The sequence below is a fragment of the Pseudooceanicola profundus genome (assembly GCF_054919315.1).
Genome location: NZ_CM142898.1, coordinates 4,217,263 through 4,236,307, shown reverse-complemented (window position 1 = coordinate 4,236,307; position 19,045 = coordinate 4,217,263). Strand labels below are relative to the sequence as shown.

The following is a 19,045-nucleotide window of genomic DNA, read 5'->3' as shown; positions in this document are numbered from 1 at the left end:
GGGGGCAGGCTGGCGCGTGCCAGCGGAGGCTCGCCGGGCAGGCTGCGGATGCAGCGTAGGGCTCTCCGTCTTCACCTGCCGGGGGCTCGCTCCCTAGCAGTGCCATGCCTTCGATCGAGCAGTTGCCAAAAGAACCGCGCCATGCAGTGCAAAATTCTCCATCCACCACCCGCCCGGCCTAGAGGCCGGGCAGCGCCGACCCGCCCCCCTGGGGCGGCGCTTATGCGCCACCCCGCGGGACGGCGCTGCCCTCAGCGTTTGGGGGGACGGTCTGCAAGACGATGCCCGTGGCGGGACGAAGGCCGCTGCGTTGCACCGTTCCGTTGACCCGCAGGCTTGAGCCCGCCGCCGCCCCATGTCATGCCACCTTCACCCCCGCCGCAGAAGAGAGATGCGATGAAGCTTTCCGATTTCGCCCCCGAGGCCATGTGGCAGCACGTCTTCCCCGCGGGCACCTTCGAGACGCCTGACACGGGCTTCGAGACCTGCTTCCCCGCGACGCTGGCCGATGGCCGCCAGATCGTCCTGCCGCTGCGCCGCCTTCCGGGCGAGACGCCGCGTGCGGTTTCCTCGCTGATCCTGAACCAGGCGGGGTTCGAGGTGGAGGACGCGCTTTGCGATCTGCTGGCACAGCAGCTGGCGCCCCATGAGCCCGAGGTGGTGATCGGCGTGCCGACGCTGGGCCTGCCGCTGGCCAATGGCACCGCGCGCCGGCTGGAGCATGCGCGGATGGTGCCGCTCTCCACCAGCCGCAAGTTCTGGTATGACCCCGCGCTGTCCGAGCCGATGTCCTCGATCACCAGCCCGGACCAGACCAAGACGATCTACCTCGATCCCCGGATGCTGCCGGTGCTGGCCGGCAAGCGGGTGGCGCTGGTGGATGATGTGGCAAGCTCCGGCAAGACCATGGTCGCCGTGCTGCGGCTGCTAAAGAAGGCGGGCGTCGCGCCCGTGGCGCTCGGCTTTGCCATGCTGCAGAGCGACCGCTGGAAGGAGGCCATCGCGGTCTCCGACTTCCCCGATGTGCCGGTGGTCGCACCGCTGAAGACGCCGCTTTTCGACCTCGTGCCGGGCACCACCGATGCAGCGCCCCGCTGGCAGCCGATGGCGGGCTGAGCCCGCGACACGACGCGCCGGTATGTAACACGGGCCGCCCTCAAGGGCGGCCCGCCGCGTCGGATCAGGCGCGTTGGATCAGGCGTGTTCCGGGAAGAGCGGCACCGGGTCCTGTGTGGTGACGTTCAGGATCGGGTGCAGGTCGGTCGGGCGGTATTCCGGGATCACCGCAAGCGCCAGCCCGGTCAGGGCAAAGATCTGGCGCACGTTGCCCGGCACGATGCCGCGCTTGCCCAGTTCCTCGTTGAAGACGCTCAACTGCGCGGTCAGCGCGTCGCAACTCTCGAAGGACATCAGCCCGGCGAAGGGCAGCGGCAGTTCGCAGATCACCTCGCCCCCGTCGACGAGGACGAAACCGCCGCCGATCTCCTTCAGATGGTTCACCGCCTGCGCCATGTCGGGCGCATTGGTCCCGGCGACCAGCACGTTGTGGCAATCGTGCGCCACCGTGTGGGCGAGCGCGCCGGAAGTCAGGCCGAGGCCGGTCAGGGGCGTGCAGACGGGGGGCGTGTTCTGGCCGTGGCGCGGCACGACGGAGGACATGACATAGCCTTCGGGCAGGCTCTCGGGCGTGATCCTGCCATCGGTCACCCCCGCCTCGAAGGTCGCGAGGTCCGTCATCCGCGTGGGCAGCAGGTGCAGCCCGTGCATCGTGACGGTCGGGCTGTTGGAGGGCGACTGGATGGCAAAGCTCTCCGCCGTGATCTCGGGGATCAGCACGGTGTTGGCCAACTCGCGGCCCGCCAGCGGATCGGTGATCTCGACGCATATCTCCTTGTCCGCGACCACCTGCTTGCCGCCCACGAAGACATCGTTGACCGAAACGGTCTGCAGATCGTCCAGCAGCAGGAAATCCGCGATGAACCCCGGAGCAATGGCGCCGTAGTCGCGCAGGCCATAGTGCTGCGGGCCGATGTAGCAGGCCCAGCGGATCGCGCGCTCCACCGGCACGCCGTACTCCATGACACCGCGCACGACGCGGTCCATGTGGCCATTGGTGCGCAGGTCCGAGGGCTCCACGTCATCGGTGCAGAGCGCCACGTCGACGTAGGCCGCCTTCAGCAGGTCGGGCATCAGCCGGGGCAGGTGGTTGCCGGGGGAGCCGAGCTTGATCAGCGGCAGGAGGCCGAGGCGCAGCTTCTCCAGCACCTCCGGGCCCAGACGGCTTTCGTGGTCGTTGTCGATCCCGGCGGCGATATAGGCGCAGAGGTCGCGGCCCATCAGCTTGGGCGCATGGCCCTGAATGGCGACACCGGCCTCGATCCCCGCATCGACGATGCCGCGCATCCGGGGATCGTTGCGGATCACGCCGATGAAGTCCATCACCTCGGCCAGCGTGACCACGCGGTCCCAGCTCATCATCTCGGCCACTTCCTCGGGGCCGAAGAAGGCGCCCGCCGTCTCCTTGCCCTCGACGGAGGGCACGCAGGAGGGGATCGCGAAATAGACCCGCAGCGGCAGGTCCTCGCTGCCCTCGATCATCAGGCGGACGCCCTCCTTGCCCATGACGTTGCCGATCTCGTGCGGGTCCACCACGGCGGAGGTGGTGCCAAGCGGCAGCACACCGGCGGCGTAACCGGCGGGCGTGACCATGGTGCTTTCGATGTGCAGGTGGCTGTCGAAGAAGCCGGGGCAGGCCCATTTGCCGGTGCCGTCGATGGTCTCCTTCGCCGTCAGGTCATAGGCGCCCGCCGGGCCCACCACGGCGATGCGCCCATCGTAGACGCCGATATCAGCCGGGTAGACCTCGCAGGTCAGCACGTTGACCAGCTGCACGTTGGTGACCGCAAGGTCGAGGTCCCGCAGGCCCCGGGCGGCCTCCACAAGGGCGGCGCGGTCCACGGGCGTGCGGGCGAAGATGGGGGATTTCAACGTCATTTCAGGCTCCGATCAGCGTTCGAGGAAGGCATTCAGCCCCCCGATCCGCGCGAGGAAGACGAAGAGCGCCAGCGTGATCGCGATCATCAGGGTCGAGATCGCAGCCGGGCTCGGGTCCGGGTTGTATTCGATGTGGGAGACGAGCTGCACCGGCAGGGTGGTGACCCGCGAGGAGGTCAGGAAGATCGAGATCGTCACATCGTTGAAGGAGAAGGTGAAGGCGAGGATCGCACCCGCAAGGATACCGGGCCGGGCCGATTTCAGAACTACGTGCCAGAAGGTCTGCGCCGGCGTCGCGCCGAGCGACTGCGCGGCCTCCTCCAGCGAGATGTCGGCCCCCGCCATGGAGGCCCAGACCGAGCGGATCACGAAGGGCAGGGTGATCATCACATGGGCGATGATCATCTGTGGCATCGCCACCCGGTCCACCTGGATCATCACCAGCACGTTGAAGATGGCAAAGCCGATCACCACGCCGGGCAGGAAGAGCGGCGAGAGCACGAGGTATTCCACCAGACCGCGTCCCCGGAACGGGCGCTTCGCCAGCACGCGCGACGCCAGCACGCCGATCACAACGGCGATCAGCGTGGCGCAGGTGGCGATGATCAGCGAGGAGGTCACCGCGCTGCGGATCCAGCTGAGCGACAGCACCTCGCGATACCAGTCGAGGGAATAGCCCGGCGGCGGGAACATCAGGTAGCTGGCCGAGGTGAAGGAGACCACCACCACGATGATCAGCGGCGCCACCATGAAGAGCTGCCACGCAAGGCCCACGACGTGGAAGAGCAGGCGGCCCAGCTTCCACAGCAGGGCCTCGACGGGGGCGGGCAGGAGGAAGCGATCAGAATTCATGGCGGCTCATCCACATCCGGGCGACGGTCTTCTGCACGGCGACGAAGGCCACGGCGATCACCGCCAGCACGAAGGCCACGGCGGCGGCGGAGGCCCAGTCATAGGAGGTCAGCGCATAGCGGTAGACCAGCGTCGAGAGCAGCGGCGTGCGCGCGCCGCCCATGACGAGGGGCGTGGCAAAGGCCGTGATCGCCAGCGAGAAGACCAGCAGCACGCCCGACAGCAGCCCCGGCACGGTCATTGGCAGGATCACCCGGAAAAAGGCCACCAAGGGGTTCGCGCCGAGGGAGAGCGCGGCCTCTTCCAGCTGCGGCTCCAGCCTGCGCAGGACCGAGAGCAGGGCGAGGACCATGTAGGGCATCAGCAGGTGCGTTTCGCCCACCACGATGCCGAATTCGTTCTGGGTCATGGTCAGCGGCTCCGAGATCAGCCCGATCCCCATGAGCGCCTCGTTCACGATGCCCGCCGGGCCGAGGATGACGACCCATCCGAAGGTCCGCACCACGACCGAGACCATGAGCGGGAACAGCACGATGACGAAGATCACCAGCGAATAGAGCGGGTTGGCCCGGGCGATCAGCAGCGCCAGCGGGTAGCCCCCGATGACCGAGACGAGGGTGACGAAGAAGGCGATCCGCAGGGTCCGCCAGAAGGCCTGGCCGAAGATCTTGCTGTCGAAGATCGCCTGGAAGTTCTCCAGCGTCAGGGCGCCGGTGTCCACGTCCTGAAACGCCTTCACGATCAGGATCGCGGCGGGCAGCAGCGCCACCAGCGTCACCAGCAGGATGCCGGGGCTGGCCAGCAGCCACGGGATGTCGCGCTTACCGGTCATCGTGCAGCACCATCATCCGTTCCGGCGGCAGGCAGAGCGTCACCTCGCCGTCAAAGGCGATGTCGGAGGGGGCGGAGGCCAGCACGGGTCGCTCCAGCCCCGGCACGCTGAGCCGGTAGAGCCGCTCGCGCCCGCGGTATTCCCCGTCGAGGATCGTCGCGGGCAGGCCGGTGCCGCCCCTGGGCTGGATCGTCACGTCGGAGGCCCGCAGGCCGAGGATCACCTCGGCGCCCGGCGCAAAGCCCACCGTCGTGGGCGTCACCGCAAGGCCCCCGGCGCAGGTCAGCTGACCGGGTGCGGTCACATGGGCGGGGATCAGGTTCTCGACCCCGATGAAATCGGCGGCAAAGGCGGTGGCGGGCCGCGACCACAGCTCATCCGGGGCGCAGTACTGGACGATCTCGCCGCTGCGCATCAGGACGATCCGGTCGGAGAGCGAAAACGCCTCCTCCTGATCGTGGGTCACGAAGATCGTGGTGACGCCGGTGGCGCGTTGCAGGTTCTTCAGCTCGTAACGCATCTCGCCGCGCAGCTTGGCGTCGAGGTTGGAGAGCGGTTCATCCAGCAGCAGCAGCTTCGGCTCGATCACGAGGGCGCGGGCGAGGGCCACGCGCTGCCGCTGCCCGCCGGAGAGGTGGCGCGGATGGCGGGTCTCGTAACCCGCCAGCCCGACCTGCGCGAGGGCCGCCTTGACCCGCGTCGCGGTCTCGGCCTTGGGCACGCGGCGCATCTTGAGGCCGAAGGCCACGTTCTCGGCCGCGGTCATGTAGGGGAATAGCGCGTAGTTCTGGAACACCAGCCCGATGTCCCGCCGCCACGGCGGCAGGTCGTTGACCGAGGTCTGGCCGAACATAACGTCGCCGCTGGTGGCCTCCTCGAACCCCGCGATGATCCGCAGCGAGGTGGTCTTGCCACAGCCCGAGGGGCCGAGAAGCGTCAGGAACTCCCCCTTGCGGGCCTGAAAGCTCACCTTCTTGAGGACTTCCGTCTCGCCGAAGGACTTGCCGATGTCTTGCAGGGCGACGGCGGCAGCATCGCTGCTGCCGCCGTCGGTCGTCAGGTCCGAAGTCATTGCGCGATGACGTCCTCTTGCCACTTGTCCATCAGCGCCGGGCGCGCCTCGTAGACCTTGTTCGCGTCGAGGAAGTGCAGCTTGCCGTATTGCTCGGGCGGGATCACGGTGGGGTTGGCATCGGTGGGCGTCTCCACGTCGGTGCGCACCGTCGCCTCGCCGTAGAGGTTCAGCAGTTCCTGCTGGATGTCGTGCGAGAGGTGGAAGTCGATCAGCTTCTGCGCCAGTTCCGCGTTGGCCGAGCCCTTGACCACGCAGACGAGGTTCAGCAGACCGATGGCGCCTTCCTCGGGGTAGACGAAGGCCGAGGGCGCGTCGGCGTCCTTGGAGACGAAGATGTTCAGGTTCGGCGCCATGGACATCTCGCCCTGGTGGATCGCTTCCAGCGCCTGAGAGCCACGGGTGTAGATCTGCAGCGAGGGCAGGATGTCCTTCACCGCCGCGATGCCGGGATCGAGGTCCTCGATGCCGCCGCCGTTCAGGCCCGCGACCTCGGACATGACGAAGGGACCGTAGGAGATCGACATGTCGGGGAAGCCGGTCTTCAGCCCGTCCACGGGCTTCATCAGGTCGGCCCAGGAGGTCGGCGGCGTTTCAAGCGCGGTGGAGTAGGAGAGGCCCACGGCGTTCACCGTGAAGGCCGGGCACATGCCGTCGCCGAGCGGATCCTTGGCCCAGTCCTCCAGATCGTCCATCGCGGTGATCGAGCCTGGCTCCACCGGCTGCAGGATGCCGCGCTGCTTCAGGTCGGCCATCTGGTAGTCGACGATGTACATCAGGTCGGTGCCGCGGCCCTTTGTGGCGATCATCTTGGCCATCCGGTCCGAGGAGGAGCCGGATTCCATCGCGACGGTGACGCCGTATTTCTCTTCGAAGGGCTCGATGATGGTCTTCTTCAGGTCCTCGGCATAGCCGCCGCCATAGATCGAGATGGTCAGGTCCTGGGCGGAGGCAACGGAGCCGAGCGCCGTCAGCGCGAGGCCGGCGGTCGTGGCGAGGAATGTGTTCGACATGGAAAGTGTCCCGGTTGGTGAGAAGAAGCTGCGCGCCGGTCTGCGCCGGATCGCGTCTGTGGGGCGACGCTAGCAATCGATTTGGGCACGAGAGAAATACTTCGTCCTTATGCCCCCATGCCGAAATCATATACGGCGGAGAGGTGTCGCGGTGCATGGCATTGATTTGACGTGGAAAAATCATGCATCCCGCGATTGCGGCAGGGATATTGACCTGAAGGCGCCGGGGCGCTAGCGCTTTTTACGCACGCAGAGCCAAGTGTCATGATCGTTTTTTGGGCGCTTTCTGCACAATCCACCCTGCCTCCGGAAGGACCCTCGATGACTCGACCCGCCACCTTCGCCAGTTTCTTCGCCGGCTCCAACAGCCCGGTCGAGACCATCCGCGAGGACCTGCACCGCCACCCCGAGATCGCCTTCCACGAGTTCCGCACCGCGTCGCTGGTGGCGGAATACCTCGACGACCTCGGTTACGCGGTGCAGACCGGGCGCGACGTGATGGATCCGGCCGCGATCATCTGGCCGCCCAAGCCCGACAGCATCGCCAAGGGCCGGGAGCGTGCGCTCGCCCACGGGGCGAACCCGGAGTGGGTGGCGAAGATGGAGGGCGGGCTGACCGGCGTCGTGGCGACCCTGACCCGGGGCGAGGGGCCGACGGTGGGCTTCCGCTTCGACATCGACGCGCTGCCCGTGACCGAGGTGGAGGACGACAGCCACCGCCCCTTCGTGCGTGGCTACAACTCTGTCTTCAAAGGGGAAATGCACGCCTGCGGCCATGACGGGCACACCGCGATCGGGGTCGTTCTGGCGCAGCGTCTGATGGCCGATCCGGACTGGCAGGGCACGGTGAAGCTGATCTTCCAGCCCGGCGAGGAGGGTGGCCGCGGGGCCAAGCCGATGATCGCGGCAGGGGTGGTCGACGACCTCGACTACCTCTTCGTCGGGCATCTCGGCTGCCTGCTGCCCTCGGGCAAGATCGCCATGGAGGCCTCCGATTTCTTCTCCTCGATCCGCTTCGACGTGACCTACACCGGCAAGGCCGCACATGCGGCCATGGGCCCGCAGAACGGCGCGAACGCGCTGCTGGCGGGGGCGACGGCCGCCCTCGGGATGCATGCGATCGCACGGCATGGCGAAGAGGCGACCTTCATCAACGTGGGCAAGATGGTCTCGGGCGCCGCGCGCAACATCGTGGCCGAGAGCTGCCTGCTGGAATGCGACGTGCGCGGCGCGACGCAGGAGGCCCGAGAATACATGCACCGCCGGGCGCTGGAGGTGATCCAGGGCGCCGCCGTGATGCATGGCTGCGAGGTCGACATCAACACCGGCCCCGAGATGCTGGGCAACGAGAACAGCCCCGAGGCGGCCGAGATCATCGGCATCGCAGCGGCAAAGGTGGCCGGGATCGAAGAGGTCGTGCCCTCCTGGCCCATCGGCGGGGGCGACGATGCCTCTTTCATGATCAAACGGGTGCGCGACCGGGGCGGGAAGGCCTGCTATTGCCTCATCGGCAGCGACATCGACGCAATCCACCATGCCAAGACCTTCGATTTCGACGAAACCGCCTTGGAGCAGGGGATCAGCCTGTTTCACAATGTGGCGCAACATCTGCTGAAGCGCACCTGACCGCCCGCCTCTCCGGGCGGTCCGGCGCAGTGTCGAGGGGCCGTCCATGACCGCGTTTCTCAATATCCGTCATCTGGTCTTCTTTCAGGCGCTCGCGGAGAGCGGCAGTTTCACCCGGGCCGCAGAGACCTGCGGCGTCTCCCAGCCCGGTCTCTCGGTCGCGATCCGGGAGTTCGAGGACGAGCTGGGGGTGAAGCTTTTCAACCGCTCGACCCGCGCGGTGACCCTGACGCCCAAGGGGAGGGAGTTGCTGCCGGTGGTGGAGGTGGCGCTGGTCAATGCCGCGCGGATCGAGGACGACATCCGCGACGTGGTGGCCTCCAAGCGGCAGGTGTTGCGGCTGGCGGCGGTGCCGTCGATCTCGGCCTCGGTGCTGCCGCAGGCGCTCGCCCGGCTGGACCGCAGCGAGCCGGCCCTGCGGATGGAGCTGATCGACGTCGAGAGTGACGCGATGGAGACGCTCGTGCGCGAGGAACGCGCCGATGCGGGCATCGGGGCCGGGCTCTATGACCCCGAGGTCTTCGGCCAGATCGCGCTCTTCTCGGACCCGCTGTCGCTGGTGATCCCCGCAAGCCACCCCTGGGCCGAGCGGGACACGGTCACCTGGGCCGAGCTGGAAGGCCAGCCCTATGCGCTCTACGAGCCCACCTCCGAGACCTTCCGCAGCGTGGAGCGCACGATGCTGGCCCATGGGCTGCGCTTCGCGCCAAGCTGCACCGCGAACTACCACCAGACCCTGATGGGGCATGTGCTGGCCGGGCAGGCTTTTGCCATCGTGCCCCGCATCGCCACGCTGAAGATGCTGCCGCCGGAACTGGTGTGCCGCCCGCTTGTCGAGCCCGAGGTCGCGCGGCGTTATACGCTGATCTACAAGCGCGACCGCCGCCTGCAGAAGCGTTTCGTGTCCAACATGAACAGGCTGGCGCGGCAACTTGCCTACAGCCAGACGCTCTGATCCCCAACGCTGCCTGACTGGCGGAAAGGCTGCACCCCGGTCTCTGGGAGACGTCTGGGAGGCGTCTGGACAGGGGCGTCCGTCTTGCATGGCTTTTGTGCAGAATTGATCTTCAGGACAAAAGTCTGAGGTCATAGCCGCATTTTATTGTATATTGTGGAATTGAGGTGCAATCATACAGCGCATAGCGACGCAGGGTCACCCGTCGCGATTCTGCCTCGCCGGGGCAGGGCGACGCGACGGCTTTGCGGGACGCAGGGCAGGGAAGGGATTGCATGAAGATCGGGGTCATCATCGCCAACGTGGGCATGACGCAGGCGGCGCTGGAGGCGCGTCGCGCCTTCCTCATGGCCCGCGCCCGACCCGGCACGCAGGTCGAGGTGCTCTGCAATACCGAGGGCCCCGCCTCGATGGAATCCGTCTTCGAAAGCGAGGAGGCCAGCACCCAGATCGTGCGCCACATGCTGCGGTTGCAGGGGCAGGGCTATGACGCGTTCATCCCGTGGTGCGCGGGCGATCCGGGCGTGATCGCGGGGCGCGAGCGGGTCGACGTGCCCGTGGTCGGCCCGATGCAATCCGCCTGCGCCCTGGCTAACCTGCTGGGCTACAGCTTCTCCGTCGTCTCGCCCAATACCGATCCGCGCGTGGTGCGCGCCCGGGTCCGCGCCATGGGGCTGGAGGGGCAGCTCGCCTCGGCCCGCATCCTGCGCAAGCCCGTGCTGGAACTGCGCGCCGACCTCGACGCGACCCGCACCCTGATCCGCGCCGAGATCGCCAAATGCGTGGAGGAGGACAGGGCCGATGCCGTCGTCCTCGCCTGCATGGCGCTCTACGGCCTTTCCGAGACGCTGGCGGCGCCGGTCCCCGTGATCGACCCTGCCACCGCCGCGCTGCACATGGCCGAGACCATGGTTGCCATGGGGCTCACCCACGGGCGCAGTGCCTATCCCTTTCCGAAAGAGACCTGAGGTTGCCCATGTCGTCCGCCGCGCCGTCCGCCGATCCTTCCACGACGTCTTCCGCCGATCCGCTTCGCGATGAGATCCTCGCGGCCCTCTCCACCGAGCGGGTGCTGCGCGACGCACGCTACTTCGCCGAGGAATGCCCGCACCGCCTCTCGGGCACCGAGATGGAGCGCAAGGCGGCAGCCTATATAAAGAGCCAGTTCGACGAGGTCGGCATCCCGATGGAGCTGCATGAACTCGACGGCTACGTCAGCTTCCCCGGCAAGGCCCGGATCGAGGTGCTGGACGCGCAGGGCGCGGTGCTGCGCACCATCGAGGCCAACACCTTTGCCCAGTCGGTCCAGACCCCGCCCGAAGGGCTGGAGGCCGAGCTGGTCCATGTCGGCCCGGGCGGCTACGACGATTACGAGGGCGTGGAGGCGGCGGGCAAGATCACGCTGTCGGAGCTCTCCTACGCGCCGCCGCGCCCCGAGAAGGTGCGGATCGCCACCGAGCTCGGCTCCATCGGCCAGATCATGATGAACTGGGGCCTGCCCGAGCACGAGACGCTGCCGATGGGCACCTGCAAGCCGATGTGGGGCAACCCGACCCAGAAGAACTTCGCCGACCTGCCGCAAATCCCTGCCGTGGGCATCCGGTTGCAGGACGGGCTCTGGCTGGCCGAGGCCTGCCGCAAGGGGCCGGTCACGATCCGGCTGCATTCCGAGGTCGAGAACCGCTGGGGCAAGATCATCCAGCCGATGGCCTGGCTGGAAGGGTCGGAGGAGCCCGAGAAATTCGTCATCGTCGGCGGCCATTACGACGCCTGGGGGCCCGCGGCCTCGGACAATGCCGCCGGGAATTCCGAGGTGATCGAGATCGCCCGCGTTCTGGCGCAGCACAAGGGCAAGCTGAAACGCTCGGTGCTCTTCGCCTTCTGGGCCGCCCATGAGAGCGGCATCATGGAGGGCTCCAGCTGGTTCGTGGACAAGTTCTGGGACAAGCTGGACCGCGGGGGCATCCTCTACCTGAACGTCGACAGCGTGGCGATGCAGGATGCGACCCACTTTCAGGCCACCGCCTCCTACCAGGTGGCGCAGTTCCACCGCGACCTCTGCAAGGAGCTGCTGGGGATCGACAACGTCAAGACGACGCCCGTTGCGCGGACCGGCGACATGTCCTTCTTCGGCGTCGGTGTGCCCGCGATGTACGCCAGCCATAAGCATTCGCCCGAGCAGCAAAAGGCGTGGCGCGGCGCGACGCTGGGGTGGTGGTACCACTCGACGCTGGACACGATGGAACGGGTCGATCCGGCGTTGCTAAAGGACAGCCTCATGATGCATGCGGCCTATACCTACGAGCTGATCAACCGGCCCACGTTGCCCTTCGAGATCGCGGATTTCACCGCTCAGGTGAAGGACCGGGCCGAGGCACTTGCCGCTTTCGGCGACATGGGGCTGGAGATCGGGGGGCTTGTCACCCTCGCCACCACGCTGAACGAGAAGGCCGGCCAGTTGAAGCAGCGCGGCGCCGAGATCGCAGACGAGGGCAGCCCCGAGGCCTGCATCGCCTTCAACGACCTCGTGCTGAAGCTGTCGCGTCAGCTGACCTCGGTCGCCAGCACGGTGAGTGGTCGCTGGGATCAGGACACCTATGGGCTGACCGCGCTGAAGACCGCGCTGCCCGGGCTCTACGGGATCGAAAAGCTCGCCAAGCTCGACCCGGAGGAGGCGGCCTACAAGCTGCAATGGACCGAGTTGCTGCGTCAGCGAAACCGCGCCTGCGACGGCCTGCGCGAGGCGACCGCGACGCTCGATGCCTTCCTCGGGACGCGGCCTGTGCCCGCGGCGTGATCAAGATCCCTGCGACGGGTGCCGGATTGGGCAATTGCGCAGTTTTTTCGACGTAAAACCGAAAAAACGCGCCTTGATCTGAATTTATTGTATATGGTTGAGTGAAAGAACAAATACCGCGCCGGTGCGGGCCACTGGCGCGGATGCAGAACGGCCCCTGAAGGACCCCGATGCTGAACTTCATTCTCAAACGCAGCCTGCTGGCCCTGCCGACGCTTTTCCTCGTCTCGCTGATGGTCTTCCTGCTGGTCCGCATGATCCCCGGCGATCCCGCCTCCGTCCTGCTGGGCGAGGGCGCGGATGCGGCCAGTATCGCGGCGATCAACGCGCGGCTGGGTCTGGACCAGCCGCTGCCGGTGCAATTCCTGATCTGGGTGCAGAACCTGTTCCGGGGCGATCTGGGCACCTCGATCATCACGCGCGAGCCGGTGCTGGCGCTCGTGTTCGAACGTTTCCGGCTCAGCGCCACGATCATCCTGCTGTCGGTCAGCGTGGCGGCCCTGATCGCGGTTCCTCTCGGCATCCTCGCGGCCTGGAAGCAGGACAAGGGCGTCGACCTGCTGATCGTCGGGCTGGCGACGCTGGCGCTGTCGATCCCGTCGTTCTGGCTCGGCCTGATGTTCCTGATGTACTTCGGCATCGATCTCGGCTGGGCGCCGGTGGTGGGCTTCGTGCCCTTCGCCGAGGACCCGCTGAAATCGCTCAGCTACCTCGCCCTGCCGGTGCTGACGCTGGGGGTGATCGAGGTGGGTGTGCTGACCCGCATGGCGCGCTCCTCGGCGATCGAGGTGCTGCGGCTGGAATACATCTCCCACGCCAAGGCCAAGGGGCTGTCGAACCGCGCGGTGCTGCTGCGTCACGTGCTGCCCAATGCCTTCGGACCGACGCTGACACTGATCGGTATCGTCATGGGCACCCTGCTGGGGGGCATCGCGGTGATCGAGACGGTTTTTACCCTGCCGGGCCTCGGGCGGCTGCTGGTCGAGAGCATCTACCAGCGGGACTACCCGGTGGTGCAGGGCTGCCTGCTGATGATCGCGGTCGGCTACGTGGTGCTGAACCTGATCGTGGACCTGCTCTACCCGATTTTCGACCCCCGCGTGACGCTGGACTGAGGATGACGCCATGAAGATCAGCCCCATGAAGATCAGACTGAACTTCCTCATCGGCCTCGTGCTGGGTGTGATCGTGCTGTCCATGGCGCTGCTGGCGCTGGTCTGGACCCCGATGAACCCGCTGCAGATGGACGTGATCCACCGGCTGAACGGGCCCGGTGCAGGCCATCCCTTCGGCACCGACGAATTCGGCCGCGACGTGCTGAGCCGGATCATGACCGGGGCCTGGACCTCGATCTCGGTGGCCTTCATGACGGTGGCCTTCTCGGTCGTGGTCGGCACCGCCATCGGCCTCGTCACCGGGTTCTTCCGGAGCTGGGTGGACCGGATCGTCATGCTGCTGAACGACGCGCTGCTGGCCTTCCCGGGCATCCTGCTGGCGCTTGGCCTCGTGGCGGTGATCGGGCCGTCCAAGATGGGCATCGTGCTGGCGCTCGGCGTGGCCTACACGCCCAAGGTGGTCAGGATCGTGCGCGGCACGGTGATGTCGCTGCGCCAGCGGGAATTCGTCGAGGCCAGCCGCGCGCTCGGCAATTCCGCGACCTACACGATGCTGCGCCATGTGCTGCCCAATGCCATCGCGCCGATCGCGGTCTTTGCGACCTCGATGTTCGGCTGGGTGATCCTCGCGGAAAGCGCGCTCTCCTTCCTCGGGCTCGGCGTGCCGCCGCCAGCGGCGACGTGGGGCAACATGCTCTCTGCCGCGCGGCCGCATCTGGCCACGCACACCTACCTCTCGGTCATTCCCGGTGCCTTCATCGCCATGACCCTGCTTTCGATCAACCTGCTGGGCGACGCACTGCGCGACTGGCTGGACCCGAGGATGGCGCACTGATGCAGATGGCGACGCGACAGAAGAGGGCGCCCGGGCCGACCGGGCCGACCGGGGCCGCCAAGACGGGCCTGTCCATCCGCGACCTGCGGATTGCCGTGAACCGCGGGCCGGAGCTGGTGAAGGGCGTCAGCTTCGACGTGGCGCCCGGCAAGGTGCTGGCGCTGGTGGGCGAGAGCGGCTCGGGCAAGACGATGATCGGGCGGTCCATCCTGCGGCTGCTGCCCGATGTGATCGCCCCCACGGCGGGCGAGATCCTCTACAACGGCGAAAGCCTCGTCACCGCCCCGGACCGCCGGATGCGCGACCTGCGCGGCGGCTCCATCGGGATGGTGTTCCAGGAGCCGCTGGTTTCGCTGAACCCCGCCATGAAGATCGGCACCCAGATGGCCGAGGGGATGCGCCTGCACACGGATCTGGGCGAGGCAGAGATCCGGAAGCGCTCCATCGACATGCTGCGCCGCATTCGCATCACCGATCCGGAGGGCTGCCTGGAGGCCTATCCACACCAGTTCTCGGGCGGGATGCGGCAGCGGATCATGCTGGCCTCGGTCATGCTGCTGAAACCCGGCCTGCTGATCGCGGACGAGCCGACCACGGCGCTCGACACGCTCAGCCAGCTGGAGGTGCTGGAGACGATGATCGAACTGGCCCGGGATCAGGGCACCTCGGTGCTGCTGATCACCCACAACCTCGGGCTGGTGGCGAAATACGCCGACGATGTTGTCGTGCTGCGGCAGGGCGAGACGGTGGAGCGCGGCAGCACGGCCCGGATCCTCGCCGCCCCGCAGGAGGACTACACCCGCCGCCTGCTCGACAGCGTGCCCACGCTGGAGACGGAGAGCGCGCGCGGGCAGGACCTCGGCGAGGTGGTGCTGGAGGCGGAGAAGGTGGAGCTCTCCTTCGGGCAGGGCCGGACGCTGCTGACGGCCAAGCCGCGCAAGAAGGTGCTGAAGGGCGTCTCTCTGGCCGTGAGGAAGGGCGAGATCGTCGCCGTCGTCGGCGGCTCCGGCTCGGGCAAGACGACGCTGGGACGCGCGATGCTGCGGCTGGCCGAGACCGAGGGCGGCCGGGTGCTGTTCCGCGGGCAGGACATCACGGGGCAGGGCGACCGCGCGCTGCGCGCGTTCCGCCGCGACTGCCAGATCGTGTTTCAGGATCCCTTCTCCTCGCTCAATCCCCGGATGCGGATCGGCGCCATCGTGGCCGAGGCGCTGCGCCATGATCCCGCGCTGACCAAGGCACAGCGGATGGACCGAGCACGGCAGGCGCTCATCGACGTCGGTCTGCCCGATCACCTGCGCCGCTTCCCGCACGAACTGTCGGGCGGCCAGCGTCAGCGCGTCGCCATCGCCCGCGCCGTGGTCTCGCGGCCCGCGCTGATCGTCGCGGACGAGCCGATCTCGGCGCTCGACATGACGATCCAGAAACAGGTGCTGGAGCTCTTCGAGACGCTTCAGTCCCAGCTCGGCTTTGCCTGCATCTTCATCTCCCATGACCTCGCCGCCGTGCAGCAGATCGCGCAGCGCATCGTGGTGATGCACGAGGGCGAGATCGTCGAGGAAGGCAGCTGCCGGGAGGTCTTTGCCAACCCGCAGCACGACTACACGCGGCAGCTGATCGCCGCCTCGCCAATGCTTGCACGCACTGCAGGCGCACAAGAACCAACAGGGTCGAAAGGAATACACGCATGACGCATTACTTGGCCAAGGCCGGTGTCCTCGCCGGCGCCGTATCTGTCAGCCTCATGGGCACCACCGCGCTTGCGGCGGACCTGACCGTCGGGATCGCGGGCGACCTGCGCTCGGCCATCCCGGCCGGGTCCACCGCCGATGCCTCACTCACCATGCAGCAGCACGCCTACGAGGGGCTGGTGACCTGGAAGGAGAACGGCGACGTGGCCCCCATGCTGGCCGTCGACCTTCCCGAGGTCTCGGAGGACGGCACCGCCTACGTGTTCCAGATCCGCGGGGGCGTGACCTTCCATGACGGCACGCCGCTCACCGCGGACGCCGTGGTGGGCAGCTGGACCCACCTGCTCGACGAGGCGACCGGCTGGCCCTGCCGCCAGTACTTCAACGGCTCCGGTTCGGTCGAGGTGGCGTCCATCGAGGCCACCGGCGACATGGAAGTGACCTTCACGCTGGCGCAGCCCGCGCCTGCCTTCCTGGCCCAGATGGCCCGCGCCGACTGTGGCGAGGGGGGCATCATGGCCCCCGCCGTCTATGCCAATGGCGAGACGTCCAAGCCGATCGGCACCGGCCCCTTCATGTTCGACGAGATCGTCCCCGGTCAGCGCACGGTGCTGGTGCCCTTCCCGGACTACGCCGCCCGGGACGAGCCGATGGACGGCTACGCCGGCAAGAAGGAAGCCCTCGTCGACAAGCTGACCTTCATGGTCATCCCTGATCCGGCGGCGAACTTCAGCGCGCTGATGGCCGGTGAGACCGACTTCTGGGCCGCCATCAACCTCTCCTACGCCGAGCAGATCGAGGCCAAGGAGGGCTTCACCGTCGACACCATCGCGATCCCCTCGATCAACACGATGGCCTTCCAGACCGCCTCCGGCCCGCTGGCCAATGCCGCGCTGCGCCGCGCGGTGAGCTATGCCATCGACCGTGGCGGCATGGTGCAGGCGATCTCGCAGGGCTATGCGCAGCCCAGTTCCTCGATCATCCCGGCGTCCTCCGACTTCTTCAAACCGGAGTTCGCGGATGTCTTTGCCTATGACCCCGCCGAGGTCGAGGAGATGAAGAAGGAAGCGGGCTACGACGGCGAAGAGATCGTCGTGACCACCAACAAGAACTACGCCTCGATGTACGAGACCGGTGTCATGGTCCATGCCTTCCTGCAGGCCGCGGGCTTCAACGCCAAGATCGAGGTGATGGACTTCGCTACCCAGCTGCCGAAGTACTACAGCGGCGACTACCAGATGATGACATGGAACTACGCGCCCACGCTGGACCCGGCGCTGATCCTCGACCGGGTGACCGGCTCGAAGGAGGCAACTGCCTCCAAGATCTGGGACACGGACAAGGGCCGCGAGCTGGTGGGCAAGCTGCTTGCCACCCCCGTGGCGGACCGCCAGCCGGTCTATGACGAGATCCAGGCCCAGTTCGCCGAAGACGCGCCGATGCTGATCTGGTCCTCGGCCCAGGCCACGGATGCCTATTCCGACAAGGTCGAGGGCTTCTCCACCTGGGTCGGCCGCAAGCCGCGCTTCTGGGGCGTGACGGTGGCAGAATGAGCGGACGTCTGGACAGCGGGATCACCACCCGCACCCATGAGTGGCCCGGCGGCAAACGCTGCGTCGCGGTGCTCACCGTCGATTTCGACGGTGACTGCCGCGAGGTGGGCCGCAAGGAAACGCCGCTCGGGAAGAACTCCCACGGGCGCTACTCCGCGAAATGCGGGGTGCCGCGCTACCTTGATCTCTGCGATGAGCTGGGGATCAAGGCGACCTACTTCGTGCCCGGCTACGACGCCGAGCAGCATCCCGACCTCGTGCGCGAGATCATCGCGCGCGGGCACGAGATCGCGGCCCATGGCTATGTCCACGAGGGCTGGGACCCGGGCGAACAGGAGCCAGCGCTGCTGAAGAAGAGCCACGACATCCTGACCCCGCTGATGGGCAAGCCGCCGCGCGGCTGGCGCTCTCCGGGCGGGTCGAAGACCGAGGTCACGATGCGCACGCTGATCGATCTCGGATATGTCTACGACAGCTCCGAGAAGGACTACGATCTGCCCTTCACGGCCCATGGCCCGGCGGACCGCGAGAACAAGCTGATCACCCTGCCGAACAATGTCTCCTCGCTGGATGACTACCCGTTCTACCGGGTCAGCTACACGCCGCCCTCCGAGGTGCTGGCGCACTGGAAGGAGGAGTGGGAGGCGATCCGCGCGGAGAACGGCTTCTTCGACCTCACGGTGCACCCGCGTGTCGGCTACGGCTCGGGCTCTCCGGCGCGGGTGGGGATCATCCGCGACCTCGTGAAACACATGCAGGACAGCGGCGACGTGACCTTCGTCACGCTGGAGGAACTGGCCGACTGGTGCATCGCGCGCCGCGACGCCTTTGCCCGCGACTGGGAGCAGGAGAACATCGGAGGCACCCATGGCTGAGGGTACCTGTTTCGTCACCTTCACGGTGAACCTGCAAGGCATGAGCGTGGACCGCGCCCTGCATGGCGACAACCCGGCGAAGCATTTCGGCGGCAAGGCCCACGGTCGCTACATGGCCTCGATCGGGGCGGAGCGGATGTATGGCTTCTTCCGCTCCGAGGGGCTGAAGACAACCACCTTCGTGCCCGGCTGGGAGGCCGAGCAGCACCCCGAACTGGTCCGGGCCATCGCCGCCGAGGGTCACGAGATCGCGGCCCATGGCTATGCCCACGAGGACTACACCAACGCCGCGGGCGAGGCCGACCTGCTGGCGAAGACCCACGGCATCCTCACCGATCTGACCGGTGCCGCGCCCAGGGGCTGGCGTGCGCCGACGGGACTTCTGGAGCACGAGACCCTGGCCGCGCTTGCCGGCCTCGGCTATGCCTACGACGCCTCGAACCAGGATGACGATTTCCCCTATCGTCTGGAGGCCGACGGCGCGCCGGGGATGATCGAACTGCCGCAGACCGAGATCCTCATCGACGCGGAGCTCTACTCCCGCCGGGCCACCCATTCCAAGCTGATGAAATGGTGGCGCGAGGAGTTCATGGCGGCCTACGAGGAGCGCATCTACGTCCAGTTCACCCTGACGCCACGGGCGGATTTCGGCTCGGCCCGGGCCTCGCGGCTGGCGGTGCTGAAGGACTTCCTGGACGAGATCCGTGCCCTGCCGGATGTGCGCATCGTCACCTGTGCCGAGGCGCTCGGCTGCATCGAGGACGGCACGCTCTTCTGCCGCGCCTGAGCGCGGCTGAACCACTCCCCGATGTCCGGTGTCATTGGGCCGGATATC

The 19,045-nt window shown here is 67.2% G+C and carries 16 protein-coding genes; 11 read left to right on the top strand and 5 right to left on the bottom strand.

The window, feature by feature from the left end; all coding sequences use genetic code 11:
- The first annotated feature begins 396 nt into the window (after positions 1-396).
- Positions 397-1,116, top strand: coding sequence for a phosphoribosyltransferase (locus ACX9MO_RS19340; RefSeq protein ID WP_462213036.1), 720 nt, complete (start codon positions 397-399; stop codon positions 1,114-1,116).
- A 78-nt stretch (positions 1,117-1,194) separates the two neighbouring features.
- On the opposite strand, the gene ACX9MO_RS19335 is transcribed toward ACX9MO_RS19340, so the two are convergent.
- From ACX9MO_RS19335 to ACX9MO_RS19315, 5 genes are read right to left on the bottom strand one after another with little or no spacing between them, the layout of a single operon-like run.
- Positions 1,195-2,994, bottom strand: coding sequence for an adenine deaminase (locus ACX9MO_RS19335; RefSeq protein WP_462213035.1), 1,800 nt, complete (start codon positions 2,992-2,994; stop codon positions 1,195-1,197).
- A gap of 12 nt (positions 2,995-3,006) precedes the next feature.
- The gene (locus tag ACX9MO_RS19330; protein ID WP_462213034.1) at positions 3,007-3,846 is read right to left on the bottom strand and encodes an ABC transporter permease; all 840 of its coding nucleotides are present in this window, start codon (positions 3,844-3,846) and stop codon (positions 3,007-3,009) included.
- Positions 3,836-4,678: an ABC transporter permease gene (locus ACX9MO_RS19325; protein WP_462213033.1), complete on the bottom strand. Its 843-nt coding sequence runs from the start codon at positions 4,676-4,678 to the stop codon at positions 3,836-3,838. Before ACX9MO_RS19325 ends, ACX9MO_RS19330 begins: the two co-directional genes overlap by 11 nt.
- Entirely contained in the window at positions 4,668-5,750 is a 1,083-nt protein-coding gene (locus tag ACX9MO_RS19320; protein WP_462213032.1) for an ABC transporter ATP-binding protein, read from the bottom strand. The genes ACX9MO_RS19325 and ACX9MO_RS19320 overlap by 11 nt, the downstream gene beginning before the upstream one ends.
- Positions 5,747-6,763 carry an extracellular solute-binding protein gene (locus tag ACX9MO_RS19315; protein ID WP_462213031.1) on the bottom strand — a complete coding sequence of 339 codons (1,017 nt, stop codon included), beginning with the start codon at positions 6,761-6,763 and terminating at the stop codon, positions 5,747-5,749. Before ACX9MO_RS19315 ends, ACX9MO_RS19320 begins: the two co-directional genes overlap by 4 nt.
- A 321-nt stretch (positions 6,764-7,084) precedes the next feature.
- Here ACX9MO_RS19315 and ACX9MO_RS19310 point away from each other — a divergent pair, with 321 nt between their 5' ends.
- The 10 genes from ACX9MO_RS19310 to ACX9MO_RS19265 all read left to right on the top strand — a co-directional run bounded on the left by ACX9MO_RS19310 (position 7,085) and on the right by ACX9MO_RS19265 (position 18,997).
- Positions 7,085-8,389, top strand: coding sequence for an amidohydrolase (locus ACX9MO_RS19310; RefSeq protein ID WP_462213030.1), 1,305 nt, complete (start codon positions 7,085-7,087; stop codon positions 8,387-8,389).
- Positions 8,390-8,435: 46 nt separating this feature from the next.
- The gene (locus tag ACX9MO_RS19305; protein WP_462213029.1) at positions 8,436-9,344 is read left to right on the top strand and encodes a LysR family transcriptional regulator; all 909 of its coding nucleotides are present in this window, start codon (positions 8,436-8,438) and stop codon (positions 9,342-9,344) included.
- A 275-nt stretch (positions 9,345-9,619) separates the two neighbouring features.
- Positions 9,620-10,312, top strand: coding sequence for an aspartate/glutamate racemase family protein (locus ACX9MO_RS19300; protein ID WP_462213028.1), 693 nt, complete (start codon positions 9,620-9,622; stop codon positions 10,310-10,312).
- An 8-nt stretch (positions 10,313-10,320) separates the two neighbouring features.
- Complete coding sequence (locus ACX9MO_RS19295; RefSeq protein ID WP_462213027.1) at positions 10,321-12,141, top strand: M28 family peptidase; 1,821 nt, start codon at positions 10,321-10,323, stop codon at positions 12,139-12,141.
- Positions 12,142-12,311: 170 nt separating this feature from the next.
- A complete protein-coding gene (locus ACX9MO_RS19290) occupies positions 12,312-13,256 on the top strand; it encodes an ABC transporter permease (RefSeq protein WP_462213026.1) in 945 nt (314 codons plus the stop codon).
- A 10-nt stretch (positions 13,257-13,266) separates the two neighbouring features.
- On the top strand, positions 13,267-14,091 hold the full coding sequence (locus ACX9MO_RS19285) for an ABC transporter permease (RefSeq protein ID WP_462213025.1): 825 nt from the start codon (positions 13,267-13,269) through the stop codon (positions 14,089-14,091).
- A gap of 5 nt (positions 14,092-14,096) precedes the next feature.
- Positions 14,097-15,782 (top strand): ABC transporter ATP-binding protein, encoded by a 1,686-nt coding sequence (locus ACX9MO_RS19280; RefSeq protein WP_462213024.1) that lies wholly within the window; start codon positions 14,097-14,099, stop codon positions 15,780-15,782.
- On the top strand, positions 15,779-17,335 hold the full coding sequence (locus ACX9MO_RS19275) for an ABC transporter substrate-binding protein (RefSeq protein WP_462213023.1): 1,557 nt from the start codon (positions 15,779-15,781) through the stop codon (positions 17,333-17,335). Before ACX9MO_RS19280 ends, ACX9MO_RS19275 begins: the two co-directional genes overlap by 4 nt.
- The gene (locus ACX9MO_RS19270; RefSeq protein WP_462213022.1) at positions 17,332-18,210 is read left to right on the top strand and encodes a polysaccharide deacetylase family protein; all 879 of its coding nucleotides are present in this window, start codon (positions 17,332-17,334) and stop codon (positions 18,208-18,210) included. Before ACX9MO_RS19275 ends, ACX9MO_RS19270 begins: the two co-directional genes overlap by 4 nt.
- Positions 18,203-18,997 carry a polysaccharide deacetylase family protein gene (locus ACX9MO_RS19265; RefSeq protein ID WP_462213021.1) on the top strand — a complete coding sequence of 265 codons (795 nt, stop codon included), beginning with the start codon at positions 18,203-18,205 and terminating at the stop codon, positions 18,995-18,997. The genes ACX9MO_RS19270 and ACX9MO_RS19265 overlap by 8 nt, the downstream gene beginning before the upstream one ends.
- Positions 18,998-19,045: the final 48 nt, after the last annotated feature.

Excerpts from the sequence above, each read along its gene's own strand:
- ACX9MO_RS19325 (WP_462213033.1), bottom strand. The coding sequence starts at position 4,678 with ATGACCGGTAAGCGCGACATCCCGTGGCTGCTGGCCAGCCCCGGCATC.
- ACX9MO_RS19280 (WP_462213024.1), top strand. The coding sequence starts at position 14,097 with ATGGCGACGCGACAGAAGAGGGCGCCCGGGCCGACCGGGCCGACCGGG.
- ACX9MO_RS19335 (WP_462213035.1), bottom strand. The coding sequence starts at position 2,994 with ATGACGTTGAAATCCCCCATCTTCGCCCGCACGCCCGTGGACCGCGCC.
- ACX9MO_RS19315 (WP_462213031.1), bottom strand. The coding sequence starts at position 6,763 with ATGTCGAACACATTCCTCGCCACGACCGCCGGCCTCGCGCTGACGGCG.
- ACX9MO_RS19310 (WP_462213030.1), top strand. The coding sequence starts at position 7,085 with ATGACTCGACCCGCCACCTTCGCCAGTTTCTTCGCCGGCTCCAACAGC.
- ACX9MO_RS19305 (WP_462213029.1), top strand. The coding sequence starts at position 8,436 with ATGACCGCGTTTCTCAATATCCGTCATCTGGTCTTCTTTCAGGCGCTC.
- ACX9MO_RS19340 (WP_462213036.1), top strand. The coding sequence starts at position 397 with ATGAAGCTTTCCGATTTCGCCCCCGAGGCCATGTGGCAGCACGTCTTC.
- ACX9MO_RS19290 (WP_462213026.1), top strand. The coding sequence starts at position 12,312 with ATGCTGAACTTCATTCTCAAACGCAGCCTGCTGGCCCTGCCGACGCTT.
- ACX9MO_RS19275 (WP_462213023.1), top strand. The coding sequence starts at position 15,779 with ATGACGCATTACTTGGCCAAGGCCGGTGTCCTCGCCGGCGCCGTATCT.
- ACX9MO_RS19270 (WP_462213022.1), top strand. The coding sequence starts at position 17,332 with ATGAGCGGACGTCTGGACAGCGGGATCACCACCCGCACCCATGAGTGG.
- ACX9MO_RS19320 (WP_462213032.1), bottom strand. The coding sequence starts at position 5,750 with ATGACTTCGGACCTGACGACCGACGGCGGCAGCAGCGATGCTGCCGCC.
- ACX9MO_RS19300 (WP_462213028.1), top strand. The coding sequence starts at position 9,620 with ATGAAGATCGGGGTCATCATCGCCAACGTGGGCATGACGCAGGCGGCG.
- ACX9MO_RS19295 (WP_462213027.1), top strand. The coding sequence starts at position 10,321 with ATGTCGTCCGCCGCGCCGTCCGCCGATCCTTCCACGACGTCTTCCGCC.
- ACX9MO_RS19330 (WP_462213034.1), bottom strand. The coding sequence starts at position 3,846 with ATGAATTCTGATCGCTTCCTCCTGCCCGCCCCCGTCGAGGCCCTGCTG.
- ACX9MO_RS19265 (WP_462213021.1), top strand. The coding sequence starts at position 18,203 with ATGGCTGAGGGTACCTGTTTCGTCACCTTCACGGTGAACCTGCAAGGC.
- ACX9MO_RS19285 (WP_462213025.1), top strand. The coding sequence starts at position 13,267 with ATGAAGATCAGCCCCATGAAGATCAGACTGAACTTCCTCATCGGCCTC.